The 13,720-nt window shown below is 44.0% G+C and carries 14 protein-coding genes; 12 read left to right on the top strand and 2 right to left on the bottom strand.

Annotated elements, in window-relative coordinates; genetic code table 11:
- Positions 1-205 precede the first annotated feature (205 nt).
- Both sdaAA and sdaAB read right to left on the bottom strand, forming a co-directional pair.
- The gene (gene sdaAA / locus ACHBGV_RS05675; protein ID WP_394735844.1) at positions 206-1,078 is read right to left on the bottom strand and encodes an L-serine ammonia-lyase, iron-sulfur-dependent, subunit alpha; all 873 of its coding nucleotides are present in this window, start codon (positions 1,076-1,078) and stop codon (positions 206-208) included.
- 12 nt (positions 1,079-1,090) lie between these two features.
- Positions 1,091-1,762 (bottom strand): L-serine ammonia-lyase, iron-sulfur-dependent subunit beta, encoded by a 672-nt coding sequence (sdaAB, locus tag ACHBGV_RS05670; protein WP_024379555.1) that lies wholly within the window; start codon positions 1,760-1,762, stop codon positions 1,091-1,093.
- A 216-nt stretch (positions 1,763-1,978) separates the two neighbouring features.
- Here sdaAB and mnmA point away from each other — a divergent pair, with 216 nt between their 5' ends.
- From mnmA to ACHBGV_RS05610, 12 genes are all read left to right on the top strand, one after another.
- Positions 1,979-3,103 carry a tRNA 2-thiouridine(34) synthase MnmA gene (mnmA, locus tag ACHBGV_RS05665; protein ID WP_394735843.1) on the top strand — a complete coding sequence of 375 codons (1,125 nt, stop codon included), beginning with the start codon at positions 1,979-1,981 and terminating at the stop codon, positions 3,101-3,103.
- Between the two features lie 159 nt (positions 3,104-3,262).
- On the top strand, positions 3,263-3,715 hold the full coding sequence (locus ACHBGV_RS05660; RefSeq protein ID WP_105160723.1) for an NUDIX hydrolase: 453 nt from the start codon (positions 3,263-3,265) through the stop codon (positions 3,713-3,715).
- A 16-nt stretch (positions 3,716-3,731) separates the two neighbouring features.
- The gene (locus ACHBGV_RS05655) at positions 3,732-4,175 is read left to right on the top strand and encodes an NUDIX hydrolase (protein WP_257117228.1); all 444 of its coding nucleotides are present in this window, start codon (positions 3,732-3,734) and stop codon (positions 4,173-4,175) included.
- Positions 4,153-4,605, top strand: a complete 453-nt coding sequence (locus ACHBGV_RS05650; protein WP_105160725.1) for an NUDIX domain-containing protein — start codon at positions 4,153-4,155, stop codon at positions 4,603-4,605. Before ACHBGV_RS05655 ends, ACHBGV_RS05650 begins: the two co-directional genes overlap by 23 nt.
- 5 nt (positions 4,606-4,610) lie before the next feature.
- Entirely contained in the window at positions 4,611-6,521 is a 1,911-nt protein-coding gene (gene mnmG, locus ACHBGV_RS05645; RefSeq protein WP_105160726.1) for a tRNA uridine-5-carboxymethylaminomethyl(34) synthesis enzyme MnmG, read from the top strand.
- Positions 6,522-6,609: 88 nt separating this feature from the next.
- The gene (locus ACHBGV_RS05640) at positions 6,610-8,571 is read left to right on the top strand and encodes a DHH family phosphoesterase (protein WP_394735842.1); all 1,962 of its coding nucleotides are present in this window, start codon (positions 6,610-6,612) and stop codon (positions 8,569-8,571) included.
- A 10-nt stretch (positions 8,572-8,581) separates the two neighbouring features.
- Entirely contained in the window at positions 8,582-9,034 is a 453-nt protein-coding gene (rplI, locus tag ACHBGV_RS05635) for a 50S ribosomal protein L9 (protein WP_105122429.1), read from the top strand.
- Positions 9,035-9,074: 40 nt separating this feature from the next.
- The gene (gene dnaB, locus ACHBGV_RS05630; RefSeq protein ID WP_394735841.1) at positions 9,075-10,430 is read left to right on the top strand and encodes a replicative DNA helicase; all 1,356 of its coding nucleotides are present in this window, start codon (positions 9,075-9,077) and stop codon (positions 10,428-10,430) included.
- A 3-nt stretch (positions 10,431-10,433) separates the two neighbouring features.
- Positions 10,434-10,685, top strand: coding sequence for a Veg family protein (locus tag ACHBGV_RS05625; protein WP_105111313.1), 252 nt, complete (start codon positions 10,434-10,436; stop codon positions 10,683-10,685).
- Between the two features lie 204 nt (positions 10,686-10,889).
- Positions 10,890-11,501, top strand: a complete 612-nt coding sequence (gene rpsD / locus ACHBGV_RS05620; protein WP_105122426.1) for a 30S ribosomal protein S4 — start codon at positions 10,890-10,892, stop codon at positions 11,499-11,501.
- Between the two features lie 59 nt (positions 11,502-11,560).
- On the top strand, positions 11,561-12,013 hold the full coding sequence (traF, locus tag ACHBGV_RS05615; protein WP_105110266.1) for a conjugal transfer protein TraF: 453 nt from the start codon (positions 11,561-11,563) through the stop codon (positions 12,011-12,013).
- A gap of 141 nt (positions 12,014-12,154) precedes the next feature.
- Positions 12,155-13,675, top strand: a complete 1,521-nt coding sequence (locus ACHBGV_RS05610) for a flavocytochrome c (protein WP_105160029.1) — start codon at positions 12,155-12,157, stop codon at positions 13,673-13,675.
- Positions 13,676-13,720 lie beyond the last annotated feature (45 nt).

Genomic DNA, 13,720 nt, shown 5'->3' with positions numbered 1-13,720 from the left:
TCATCTAAACTGTAGAAACCAAATTGACCGCGATTGTAGTCTGGATTTTCTTTGTGTAACATAGCGATTCTCCTTCTGCTTATTAGCTAGTATTCCTATCTCTATTATACTACTTTACATATGAAAAAGCCGTTAGAAATATAATTCTAACGACTTTGTCTTCAGTCTGAAGGACCGTAGAGGTCCTTTTGTCTTGACAAGGTTGTCAATTTTCGCCGAAGATTTCTTGTGCTAGTCGGCGACCAGTTGGTGTGGCAGCCAGGCCTCCTTCGGCAGTCTCACGGAAGGCAGTTGGTAGGGCAGAACCCACTTGGTACATGGCATTGATGACTTCATCTGCAGGAATCTTAGATTCGATACCTGCTAGAGCCATATCTGCAGCCACCATAGCGTAGCTAGCTCCCATGGCGTTTCGTTTGACACATGGGACTTCTACCAGACCTGCGACTGGGTCACAGATCAGCCCTAGCATATTTTTAATGACAAAGCAGATAGCTTGACTAGCCTGGTAGGGACTTCCTCCAGCAGCAAGGGTTAATGCCGCTGCTGACATAGCAGAGGCAGAGCCAACTTCTGCCTGACAGCCTCCTTCTGCTCCAGAGATGGAGGCGTTGTTGGCGATAACTAGACCGAAGGCTCCAGCTGTAAAGAGGAAGTCAAGTTGTTGCTCTTCTGTCAAGCTTAACTTGTCAATAGCAACACCAAGAACGGCAGGCAAGCAACCAGCAGAGCCAGCAGTTGGGGTGGCACAGACCAAGCCCATTTTGGCGTTCAACTCATTGACAGCCATAGCATTTCTTGCTGCCGATAGGATAGAGGAATCAGACAGCGTCTTGCCCTTTTTCATATAAGCGTCCAACTTGGCAGCGTCACCACCTGTCAATCCAGAAACGGACTTGCTTTCTGTTAATCCGTCAACAATCGACGCTTTCATGACTGTCAAGTTTCTTGACATGATTGTCAAGATTTCTTCTCGGCTACGCCCTGTCAATTCAATTTCAGTCGCAATCATGAGTTCAGCTACATTGCCAGAAAACTGTTCGGCTTGCTGAACTAATTCTTCGATAGTATAAAACATGTCTTTCTCTTTCTAGTTGAAGAAGGTAACATTGTGCAGATGGGGAATTTTTTCAATTTCTGCAATAGAATTTTCACATTGGCGAGCATCCACTTCGATAATCATAATAGCTTTTTCGCCAGCTTGTTCACGTGTCACGTTCATTTGAGCAATATTGATATTGTATTTTGATAAGATGTCAGTTACCTTGGCAATCATACCTGGAACATCTTGGTGAACGATGATAATTGTCGGAGTGTTCATATTCAGGTTGACAGAAAAGCCGTTGAGCTCCGTTACTTGTATATTGCCTCCACCAATTGAAACGCCTGTGGCTGAGATGGACTTTTTGTCATTTTTAATGATGATTCGTGTGGTATTGGGATGGGGGGTATTGCTGTCCTTGTTGACACGCCAGTAAACCTTAATACCACGCTCCCGAGCAATATCCAGAGAGTCAGGAATGCGTGGGTCGTCTGTATCCATGCCTAAAATGCCTGCTACCAAGGCCACATCCGTACCGTGCCCACGATAGGTCTTGGCAAAAGAGTTGTAAAGTTGGAATTCGACCTCGGTTGGCTCATCACCAAAGATGGAAGACACAATTTTCCCAATGCGGACTGCCCCAGCTGTATGGCTGGAAGAAGGTCCAATCATAACAGGCCCGATAATATCAAAGACCGATTGAAATTTTAAATTTGTCATAACTATCCTCACGTTTTTCTTAATACTATTATATCAAATTTTTGATTTGGATAGAATGCCTAGATGAATGGGGTTTCAATACCAAATTCCTGTTTCTTCTCCCTTTTGTGTGGTATAATACAAGTTGTTCAAAATCGACCTTCAAATCGTTTTTTGAAAAAATTTTTGGAATACGACCTTCAAATCGTTATTTCTACGAAAAGATGGGAGAAGATGATGTCAATTGACAATTCGAAAACCCGTGTTGTTGTCGGTATGAGTGGCGGTGTGGATTCATCGGTTACGGCTCTCTTGCTCAAAGAGCAGGGCTACGATGTGATCGGCATCTTCATGAAAAACTGGGATGACACGGATGAAAATGGCTTCTGTACAGCAACAGAAGATTACAAGGATGTGGCTGTAGTGGCAGACCAGATCGGCATTCCTTACTACTCTGTCAACTTTGAAAAAGAGTACTGGGACCGCGTATTTGAGTACTTCCTAGCAGAGTATCGGGCAGGACGGACGCCCAATCCAGATGTCATGTGTAACAAGGAAATCAAGTTCAAGGCCTTCTTGGATTACGCTATGAACTTGGGTGCGGACTATGTGGCGACAGGGCATTATGCTCAGGTGTCACGCGACGAGGACGGCACCGTCCATATGCTACGTGGAGCAGACAATGGCAAGGACCAGACCTATTTCCTTAGCCAACTATCACAGGAACAGTTGCAGAAAACCATGTTTCCGCTCGGCCATTTACAAAAGCCTCAGGTGAGGGAAATAGCAGAGCGAGCAGGCTTGGCGACAGCTAAGAAGAAAGACTCGACAGGTATCTGCTTTATCGGTGAGAAGAACTTCAAAGAATTTTTAGGGCAGTATTTGCCAGCCCAGCCCGGTCGCATGATGACCGTTGACGGTCGTGATATGGGAGAACATACAGGCCTCATGTACTATACGATCGGCCAGCGGGGCGGGCTTGGTATCGGAGGACAAATCGGTGGGGATAATGAACCTTGGTTTGTTGTCGGAAAAGACCTGTCCAAAAATATCCTCTATGTCGGACAAGGCTTCTATCATGAGTCCTTGATGTCAACTTCTTTACAGGCTAGTCAAGTTCATTTTACACGTGATATGCCTGAAGAATTCACACTTGAGTGTACAGCTAAGTTCCGCTACCGTCAACCAGACAGTCAAGTAACTGTCAAGGTAAGAGGTGATAAGGCAGAAGTCATATTTGAAGAGCCACAACGGGCTATCACACCAGGACAAGCCGTTGTTTTCTATGACGGACAAGAATGTCTGGGCGGTGGAATGATTGATATGGCCTACAAGGATGGAGTGGCTTGTCAGTATATTTAGTTGACAGGTTTGTAAAGATTGTTTAACTTGACTTGTCAGGACAATTTGATACAATATTTCTAACAAGAACTATGATGGTCAAAGCTCATGGGAATTGTAGGCTTTTTTGTCCTGCAATTTTCGAGAGTTTTGGCTATTTTTTGCGATTGGGGAGAGAAGATGGATTTCAGAACGAGACACGACAATCAAATCTTCGGTGTTCGGGCAACGGGCTTGGTGGTACAAGATGAGAAACTTTATCTCGTTAAGTCGCCTGAAGGGAAATACTACACTTTGGGTGGAGCTATTCAGCTTGGCGAAACAACCGAAGAGGCTGTGCAACGGGAAATGAAAGAAGAAATCGGAATTGATGTGGAGGTTGGACCACTAGCTTTCATCGTTGAAAATCAGTTCACCTTGCAGGAGAAATCCTATCATCAGATTGAATTTCTCTATATAGTTACCCCACTGTCTAATCCAGCTACCAATCTGGAAGAAGGAAATTCTGTTCGCCAGTGTGAATGGGTTGCTTTTGCGGGCTTAGAGAAACTGAATCTCAATCCAGCCTTTCTTAAGACCGAGTTAGCCAACTGGGACGGACAACTAAAGCATTTTATGAACAAAGACAACTAAAGTAGCGGAGGAAACCATGCCTGTTAAATTGATTGCCCATGTCTTGCTGACTGTTGCAGACAGCCACTTGATTATTCAGCGTTCGCAGACTAAGCGTGGCAAACCCAATGTTTTTCCTCAATATTGGGACATTCCAGGCGGTCGTGTCGAAGAGAATGAATTGCCCCGTGATGCTGCAGTGAGAGAGTGTTTTGAAGAAACAGGTATTTCGATAGAAAAGGAAAATCTGATCATTATCCATGAAGATAGTCAGTTTGATGAAGAAAAACAGACGGTGTTTACAAGTCTAGTCTATGAAGTGACACTTCCTGAACAACCGAAAACCATTCTTCTTGACCCAGAAGAGCATACAGATTTTCTATGGTTAGCTCCTACCGATAAAAATAAGAAAAACTTAGTTCCATATCTGGACGAAATTTTAGAAAAGAGAAGGATAAATGGATTTCAGAACCAGAGTTGACAACCAAATTTTTGGTGTTCGAGCGACTGCATTGATTATAAAGGATGGGAAGATTTTCCTGACCAAAGATAATAAGGGCCGTTATTATACCATTGGCGGTGCAGTTGAGGTCAATGAGGTAGCAGCGGATGCGGCTGTTCGAGAAGTCAAAGAAGAATTAGGGGTTGACAGTCGTGTCAATCAATTGGCTTTTGTTGTTGAAAATCAATTTACACATGAAGGTATAGACTTTCACAATATCGAGCTTCATTTTATCGTGGAGCCTGTTGGAGAAATGCCTGAGGAGATGATTGAAGACAACTTGAAACAAGCTTGTGAATGGATAGACGTTGACAAACTTGTCAACCTAGATGTCGTACCAGTTTTTCTGGCAGAGGAATTGCCAAACTGGAGTGGACAAGTTAAACACATTATGAACATGAAGGAGTAAACAACATGACACACACATTTGCAGAAAACTACGATGTCATCGTGATTGGTGCGGGGCATGCGGGTGTAGAGGCGGGCTTGGCAGCCAGTCGGATGGGCTGTAAGACCTTGCTTGCAACTATTAATTTGGATATGGTGGCCTTTATGCCTTGTAATCCCTCTATTGGCGGCTCTGCCAAGGGGATTGTGGTAAGGGAAATCGATGCCCTGGGTGGCGAAATGGGCCGCAACATTGACAAGACCTACATTCAGATGAAAATGCTCAATATGGGCAAGGGGCCAGCTGTTCGTGCCTTGCGGGCTCAGGCAGATAAGGCAGAGTATGCAGCAGAGATGAAGCGGACGGTGGAGCGTCAGGAAAATCTAACCCTACGTCAAACTATGATTGATGAGATTTTGGTGGAGGATGGCAAGGTTATCGGTGTCCGCACGGCTACCAACCAGAAATTCTCAGCCAAGGCGGTCGTAGTGACAACTGGTACAGCCCTGCGTGGTGAGATTATCATCGGTGACCTCAAATATTCATCAGGCCCTAACAATAGCCTTGCTTCTATCACGCTGGCGGATAATCTGAAGGAGCTTGGTCTTGAAATCGGTCGGTTCAAGACAGGAACGCCACCGCGTGTCAATGCTCGTACCATTAACTATGAAGACACGGAGATTCAACCAGGCGATGAAAAGCCTAACCATTTTTCATTTTTGTCCAAGGATGAGGATTATTTGCAGGATCAGATTCCTTGCTGGTTGACCTATACTAATGCGACCAGCCATGAGATTATCAACAGCAATCTCCACCGGGCACCTATGTTTTCAGGGATTGTCAAGGGGATTGGGCCCCGTTATTGTCCGTCCATCGAGGACAAGATTGTGCGTTTTGCCGACAAGGAACGTCACCAGCTGTTCCTAGAGCCAGAAGGTCGCAATACAGACGAAATCTATGTCCAAGGGCTGTCAACCAGTCTGCCAGAAGATGTGCAGCAGGACTTGATTCACTCTATTAAAGGCTTGGAAAATGCCCAAATGATGCGGACAGGGTACGCCATTGAGTACGATATGGTTATGCCTCATCAGTTGCGGGCGACGCTGGAAACCAAGAAAATTTCTGGACTCTTCACAGCAGGTCAGACCAACGGAACATCAGGTTATGAAGAAGCAGCAGGTCAGGGAATTGTCGCTGGTATCAACGCCGCCCTCAAGGTACAGGGCAAGCCTGAGTTGATTTTGAAACGAAGTGACGGTTATATCGGCGTTATGATTGACGACTTGGTGACCAAGGGAACGGTGGAACCTTACCGCCTCTTGACCAGTCGGGCAGAATACCGCTTGATTTTGCGTCATGACAATGCGGATATGCGACTGACGGAGATTGGTCGTCAGGTAGGCTTGGTGGATGATGAACGCTGGCAGGTCTTCCAGATTCACAAAAACCAGTTTGACAATGAAATGAAACGCTTGGAGTCTATCAAACTCAAGCCAATCAAGGAAACCAATGAAAAAGTCGTAGCCATGGGCTTCAAGCCCTTGACAGATGCCCTTACTGCCAAGGAATTCATGCGTCGTCCAGATGTGACCTACGCAGATGCGGTAGCATTTATCGGCCCTGCGGCAGAGGACTTGGATGCCAAGACTATTGAATTGATTGAAACAGAGGTCAAGTATGAAGGCTACATTGCCAAGGCCTTGGATCAGGTAGAGAAGATGAAACGCATGGAAGAAAAACGTATTCCAGCCGACATTGACTGGGATGACATTGACTCCATAGCAACCGAAGCCCGTCAGAAGTTCAAGCTGATTTCACCAGAAACCATCGGCCAGGCCAGTCGGATTTCCGGTGTCAATCCAGCAGATATCTCCATTCTCATGGTCTATTTGGAAGGGCGTAGCCGTTCCATTGCCAAAAATAAGGATAAGAAGTAGTCCTTGTGACTGCTTTTTCCTTTGGATTTCAGGGTCATAGCTAGAATTTTTCGGTAATTTATGGTAGAATGGCAGTCAGAGGTTAGTGATGAAAAAATTTCGATTTTCGACAATTCATTTTGTCATGATTGGACTGATTTTGTTTGGACTAGTGGCTGTTATTCACCGCATTTTTCCGACAAGCGTCCTCACAATTTTTGCGCTTTTACTGAGCTTAATTGTCTTAGTTGTGCTCTTTATTTATCAGAAACATTCCTATGAATTTAGCGAACTGGAGCAGATTGAATATTTAAATAGTCAGGCAAATTCTGGTCTCATGAAGCTTTTGGATCAGATGCCGATCGGTGTGATTAAGGTTCAAGCAGAGACCAATCAAGTCGAGTGGTTTAATCCTTTTGCGGAGTTGATTTTCGCTCAGGAAAATGGTGAATTTGACCAGAAAAAGCTACGTGAAATTATTGATGTCGGTCTAGATGAAGATAGGGTTTATGCTAATTTTTCTGGAAAACGCTATGCGGTCAATGTTGATTTTGAACAGGGCTTATTTTACTTTTTTGATGCCTCCAATGAATATTCTGCAACCAATAGTTTGATTGGCAGTCGACCAGTTATCGGGATCATTTCGGTGGATAACTATGATGAGCTGGAGGATACAATAACGGATTCTCAGATTAGCCAGGTCAATTCTTTCTTGGCTCAGTTTGTGTCCGATTTTTGTAATGGTTATGGCATTTACTACCGCCGTGGTTCTATGGATCGTTTCTATTTTTTCACGGACTACGGTGTTTTGGAAAGTTTGATTGAAGATAAATTTTCGGTCATTGACAAGTTTCGTGAAGAGGCTAAAAAGTTAGAATTGAGCCTAACGCTTAGTATGGGTTTGGCTTACGGGACAACCAACCATCATCAAATTGGTCAAGTTGCCCTGCAAAATTTGAACATGGCAGAGGTCCGTGGTGGTGACCAGGCTGTTGTCAAAGAGAATGACGACCGTAAACAACCGCTCTTTTTTGGTGGTGGCTCAGCATCATCTGTCAAACGTACTCGTACCCGTACTCGTGCCATGATGACAGCGGTGTCTGATAAGCTCAAGTCAGTCGATGCGGTGTTTGTAGTCGGACATCGAAACTTGGATATGGATGCTCTGGGCTCCTCTGTTGGGATGCAGTATTTTGCGCAAAATATCATGAACAATGCCTATACGGTCTATAATCCCGATGAGATGGCCCCGGATATTGTTCGTGCGATAAAAAAATTGAGCGATGAGAATTGTTCGAACCTGCTTACAATTCAAGAAGCCAAGCAGATGGTTACTTCCCACTCTCTGATGATCATGGTGGATCATTCTAAGATTGGCTTGACCTTGGATAAGGAATTGTATGATTTGTTTACCCAGGTTATAGTCGTGGACCACCATCGTAGAGATACGGATTTCCCTGATAATGCTATCTTGACCTATATAGAGAGTGGTGCAAGTTCAGCCAGTGAGTTGGTGACAGAGCTTATTCAATTCCAGAATGACAAGCGCCACAAGCTTAATCGTCTTCAGTCAAGCTTGTTGATGGCGGGGATTATGCTGGACACCAAGAATTTTACCTCGCGCGTGACCAGTCGGACCTTCGATGTGGCTAGCTATCTGCGTACTCGCGGTAGTGATAGTCTGGAAATTCAGCAGATTTCAGCGACAGAATTTGATGAATACCGTCAGATTAACGAGCTGATTTTGCAAGGACAGCGGTTTGAACCCCAAATCGTCATTGCCCGTGGCAAGGAAGGAACGAAGTACGATACAGTCGTTCCAAGTAAGGCGGCGGATACCATTTTGGATATTGCAGGCATTGAGGCAGTCTTTGTTCTGACGGAAAATACCCAAGATTATGTGGCGATTTCTGCAAGAAGCCACAGTAAAATCAATGTCCAGCGGATTATGGAAGAAATGGGCGGAGGCGGTCACTTTAACCTGGCTGCAGCCCAAGTCTACGACCTTACAATGGATCAAGTCTATGATAAATTGACGGATACGATTCGTCAGGAACTTAGTGAAAGTTAGGAGAGAATAGATGAAAGTTATCTTTTTAGCAGACGTAAAAGGCCAAGGAAAAAAAGGCGAAATCAAGGAAGTGCCAACAGGCTATGCCCAAAACTTTTTGATTAAGAAAAACTTAGCCAAAGAGGCAACTACCCAGGCTATCAGTGCCCTGCGTGGTCAAGAAAAATCAAAAGAAAAAGCCCATGCCGAGCAGGTTGCAGCAGCAGAAGCCATCAAGGCAAAGCTGGCTGAGGAAGCTACCTTGGTCAAATTTGTCGAAAAAGTGGGGCCAGACGGACGTACCTTCGGCTCTATTACCAGCAAGAAGATTGCCGAGGAATTGGAAAAACAATTTGGTATCAAGATTGACAAGCGTCATATTCAATTGGACCACCCAATTCGTGCGTTGGGTTTGATTGATGTTCCTGTGAAAATCTATCAGGATGTAACAGGCGTCATCAATTTGAGTATCAAAGAGGCTTAAACTATTTGATTTTTAGTCATATTGGTGAGGAGGTGAAATCTTGGCAGAATTAGACGAATTGAGGGTACAGCCCCAGGATATTTTGGCGGAACAGTCGGTGTTGGGTGCCATTTTCCTAGATGAGGGCAAGCTGGTCTTTGTCCGTGAGTATATCGAGGCTGAAGACTTTTTCAAGCACGCCCATAAGCTGATTTTCAAGGCAATGATTGCGTTGGCGGACAAGAATGAGGCCATTGATGCGACGACTATGCGTAACTACTTGGTCAATCATGGTGACTTGGAAAATATCGGTGGCTTGGCTTATTTGGCAGAGATTATTAGTTCGGTACCGACGGCGGCCAATGCGGAGTTCTATGCCAAGATTGTCGCTGAGAAATCCAACCTGCGTAAGTTGATTGCTCGTCTGACAGAGACTGTTAATCAGGCCTACGATGGAGCTGACGGGTCGGATGATATTATTGCCAATGCAGAGAAGGCCCTGATTGATGTCAGCGAAGGAGCTAGCCGTAGCGGTTTCAAACGGATTGACGATGTCCTCAATATCAACTTTGATAATCTGGAAACCCGTGCCAAGCAGACTTCGGACATTACGGGGATTGCGACGGGCTATCCTGCACTGGATGCAATGACGACAGGACTCCACGAGGAAGAGTTGATTATCCTTGCGGCCCGTCCTGCGGTGGGGAAAACGGCCTTTGCCCTCAATATCGCGCAAAATATCGGGACCAAGCTAGGCTTGACCGTCGCCATATTTTCTTTGGAAATGGGTGCAGAGAGCTTGGTGGACCGTATGCTGGCCTCGGAAGGGGTTATCAATTCGCGTGCCATTCGTACGGGTCACTTGACTCAAGAAGAGTGGAACAAGTATATGGTGGCTCAAGCCAATTTAGCGCGGGCTAGCATTTATATCGACGATACACCGGGTATCAAAATTACGGAAATTCGCTCGCGGTCGCGGAAATTGGCCCAAGAAACCGGCAATCTCGGTTTGGTTTTGATTGACTATTTGCAATTGATTACAGGGACTGGTCGTGAAAACCGGCAACAAGAGGTTTCGGAGATTTCCCGTCAGCTGAAAATTCTGGCTAAGGAGTTGAAAGTGCCGGTCATTGCCCTCAGTCAGCTGTCTCGTGGAGTTGAGCAACGGCAGGACAAACGTCCAGTACTTTCTGATATTCGTGAATCGGGTTCGATTGAGCAGGATGCGGATATTGTTGCCTTCCTCTATCGTGATGATTATTATGAACGCGGAGAGCAGGAAGACGGTGGTATTCCCAACAATACGGTCGAGGTTATCATCGAGAAAAACCGTTCGGGTGCGCGTGGTACCGTGGAACTCATGTTCCAAAAAGAATATAATAAATTTGCAAGTATTTCCAAGAGAGAGGATGGATAGAGCATGAGTGATGCATTTACAGATGTTGCCAAGATGAAGCAAATCAAACAGGATATTAAGGACCATGAAGGGCAAATTGTGGAATTGACCCTGGAGAATGGGCGTAAGCGTGAAAAAAACAAGCAAGGTCGGATTATCGAGGTCTATCAGTCACTCTTTATTGTGGAGTATGAGGATCCCAACAATACCTTTGTGGAATCTTATACCTACTCAGACATCTTGACGGAGAAGATTTTGATTCATTATTTGGATTAACTAATATAAAGGCTTTACAGAGCCTTTTTTTTGTGTTATACTAATCTTTGTGCGAAATAACAGCAGGGCAAAATGAAGCTCGTCAACAGAAGGTCAGCAAGAAGAGTAATCGTTGCTGTTTCGATGAAGGCCTCCTGCACGAATCAGGTTTGCCTAAGACGTTATTTCCTACAATATATTTATTTTATTGAGGAGGACATTTTTATGTCACGTTATACAGGACCATCTTGGAAACAAGCTCGTCGTCTTGGCTTGTCATTGACAGGTACAGGTAAAGAATTGGCACGTCGTAACTACGTACCAGGTCAACACGGACCAAACAACCGTTCTAAATTATCAGAATACGGTTTGCAATTGGCTGAGAAACAAAAATTGCGTTTCTCTTACGGTTTGGGTGAAAAACAATTCCGTAACTTGTTCGTACAAGCTACTAAAATCAAACAAGGTACCCTTGGTTTCAACTTCATGCTTCTTTTGGAGCGTCGTTTGGATAACGTCGTTTATCGTCTTGGTTTGGCAACCACTCGTCGTCAAGCACGTCAATTCGTAAACCACGGTCACATCCTTGTTGACGGCAAACGCGTTGATATCCCTTCATACCGCGTTGAAGTTGGTCAAGTGATCTCAGTTCGTGAGAAGTCAGCTAAAGTTCCAGCTATCTTGGAAGCAGTTGAAGCTACTCTTGGCCGTCCAGCTTTCGTATCATTCGATGCTGAAAAGCTTGAAGGTTCATTGACTCGCTTGCCAGAGCGCGACGAAATCAACCCAGAAATCAACGAAGCACTTGTCGTAGAATTCTACAACAAAATGCTCTAAGATTTGTTCAAAGTTAAAAGCCCTATTCTGGGCTTTTTCCATATCAATTAGGAGGAAAAATGGTACGAAAATTCATTGGCATTGTACTAGTCATTCTCGGTCTGACATCAATCATTTACTTTGTCAAGTCAACAAGTCAACCTGTTAATGCTGCGTCTGAATATGCGGAAGCTGTTAAGTCTTATCAAGAACTAAGTATTGACCAAGTAGAGAATAAATTAGCAAACAAGGATTCATTTTTCTTGTATGTTGGTCGGGAATCTTGTCAATATTGTAGAGCCTTTGTTCCCAAATTGAGTCAAACAGTTGAACAAACACAACAAACTGTCTATTATTTGGATAGTGAAGAAGATCCAACTGGTCAATTAGAGCAGTTTCTAAAGGCAAGTGGTATCGAAACGGTTCCAAGCTTGTTATATATTGAAGGAGGAAAAGCAGTTTCCATACTTCAAAAAGGTAGTCAGGCTACAATAGAAGAAATTGAGCAATTTTTTGCACAATTCGACAAATAAGACAAGTAATAAGAATGCACTGGCAATAGCTTGTGCATTTTTGGTTTTACTGCACAATTTCATTTGTTCCTTTAGAATATATATTGAAATAAATTAAACAAAATGATATAATGTGAATATCTCAACAAACAGGAGGAACTTATGAAGAAAAACCTATGGTTACGTATTGTTTTTGCTTTTCTTGCAGCTCTATTTTTGGTTGCTTGCGGTGGTAAAGCAGAGAATTCAGCTACGTCAACGACGTCTAGTACAACAACTTCATCTTCTAAAGAAGAAGCCGTTTCTGGTGCATCCGTGAAGGAATACACGGATCCATCCGAATTGAAAGACAGCTATGATGTAATCGTCGTGGGTTCTGGTGGAGCAGGGATGTCTGCTGCAATTTCAGCAAAAGATGCAGGTGCTAGCGTAGTATTATTAGAAAAAATGCCAGTTATTGGTGGTAATACTGCTAAATCATCAGCCGGCATGAATGCTTCTCAAACCAAATTCCAGGAAGCAGAAGGAATTGCTGATACAAATGATAAATTCTATGAAGAAACTTTGAAGGGTGGTAAGGGAACAAACGATCCCGAATTGCTTCGTTATCTTGTCGACAATTCAGCTAGTGCAATTGACTGGTTGGATGGGTTGGGTATTACTCTTAGTAACTTGACTACTACAGGTGGTATGAGTGAAAAACGTACACACCGTCCAGCAGATGGTTCAGCTGTTGGTGGCTACTTGGTAAATGGTCTTTACCACAATCTTGTTGAACGTGAAGTACCAATTTTTGTTAATGCAGATGTTACAAAACTCCAAGATAAAGACGGGGCTGTAACAGGTGTTGAAGTTGAGATTGCTGGTGAAACTAAGAAAATCTCAGCTAAAGCAGTTGTATTGGCAACTGGTGGTTTCGGTGCAGACTTGGAAATGGTTGCTAAATTAAATCCAGCATTGAAAGGTTATGTTACAACCAACCAAGAAGGTTCAACAGGTGATGGTATTGCGCTTGCTGAATCAGAAGGTGCAGCAACTGTTGATATGGAACAAATCCAAATTCACCCAAGTGTTGAGCAAGAAACTTCTTACTTGATTACAGAAGCAGTTCGTGGCGAAGGTGCTATCCTTGTCAACTCAAAAGGTGAGCGTTTTGTTAACGAATTGGAAACACGTGATAAAGTTTCTGCAGCTATCAATAGTTTGGATCCAAACTACGCTTATGTTATCTTTGATGATGCCTTGAAAGATCGTGTGAAGGCTATTGCTCAATACGAAGAAAAAGGTCTTGTAAAAACGGGTGCTACTCTTGCGGATTTGGCCAAAGAAATTGGTGTACCTGCGGATGCTCTTCAAACAACACTTGATACTTGGAACAAGGCTGTGGCAGATAAAAATGATGCAGCATTTGGTCGCACATCAGGTATGGACCATGCTTTGAATACTGGTTCTTACCATGCCATTAAAGTTGCACCTGGTATTCACCATACAATGGGTGGTGTGAAAATCAATACCAATACTGAAGTATTGAAAGCAGACGGTTCAGCAATTTCTGGTCTTTATGCTGCTGGTGAAGTAACTGGTGGTGTTCATGGTCAAAACCGTATTGGTGGTAATGCGGTGGCGGATATTATCGTGTTTGGCCGTCAGGCGGGCATGAAGGCAGCAGAGTTTGCAAAATAATGACGAAGTTAAACTGATTTTTCAATTTGAAAAGGTTCTTAGGAG

Source organism: Streptococcus sp. A34, assembly GCF_043674115.1.
GTDB classification, from domain to species: Bacteria; Bacillota; Bacilli; order Lactobacillales; family Streptococcaceae; genus Streptococcus; species Streptococcus suis_V.
The sequence above is the reverse complement of the archived record's forward strand: the minus strand, read 5'-3'. Positions and strand labels throughout refer to the sequence as shown.

Coding starts and splice junctions, on each gene's coding strand:
- mnmG (WP_105160726.1), top strand. CDS start 4,611: ATGACACACACATTTGCAGAAAACTACGATGTCATCGTGATTGGTGCG.
- ACHBGV_RS05650 (WP_105160725.1), top strand. CDS start 4,153: ATGGATTTCAGAACCAGAGTTGACAACCAAATTTTTGGTGTTCGAGCG.
- sdaAA (WP_394735844.1), bottom strand. CDS start 1,078: ATGTTTTATACTATCGAAGAATTAGTTCAGCAAGCCGAACAGTTTTCT.
- sdaAB (WP_024379555.1), bottom strand. CDS start 1,762: ATGACAAATTTAAAATTTCAATCGGTCTTTGATATTATCGGGCCTGTT.
- ACHBGV_RS05640 (WP_394735842.1), top strand. CDS start 6,610: ATGAAAAAATTTCGATTTTCGACAATTCATTTTGTCATGATTGGACTG.
- ACHBGV_RS05660 (WP_105160723.1), top strand. CDS start 3,263: ATGGATTTCAGAACGAGACACGACAATCAAATCTTCGGTGTTCGGGCA.
- ACHBGV_RS05655 (WP_257117228.1), top strand. CDS start 3,732: ATGCCTGTTAAATTGATTGCCCATGTCTTGCTGACTGTTGCAGACAGC.
- ACHBGV_RS05625 (WP_105111313.1), top strand. CDS start 10,434: ATGAGTGATGCATTTACAGATGTTGCCAAGATGAAGCAAATCAAACAG.
- traF (WP_105110266.1), top strand. CDS start 11,561: ATGGTACGAAAATTCATTGGCATTGTACTAGTCATTCTCGGTCTGACA.
- rplI (WP_105122429.1), top strand. CDS start 8,582: ATGAAAGTTATCTTTTTAGCAGACGTAAAAGGCCAAGGAAAAAAAGGC.
- mnmA (WP_394735843.1), top strand. CDS start 1,979: ATGTCAATTGACAATTCGAAAACCCGTGTTGTTGTCGGTATGAGTGGC.
- rpsD (WP_105122426.1), top strand. CDS start 10,890: ATGTCACGTTATACAGGACCATCTTGGAAACAAGCTCGTCGTCTTGGC.
- ACHBGV_RS05610 (WP_105160029.1), top strand. CDS start 12,155: ATGAAGAAAAACCTATGGTTACGTATTGTTTTTGCTTTTCTTGCAGCT.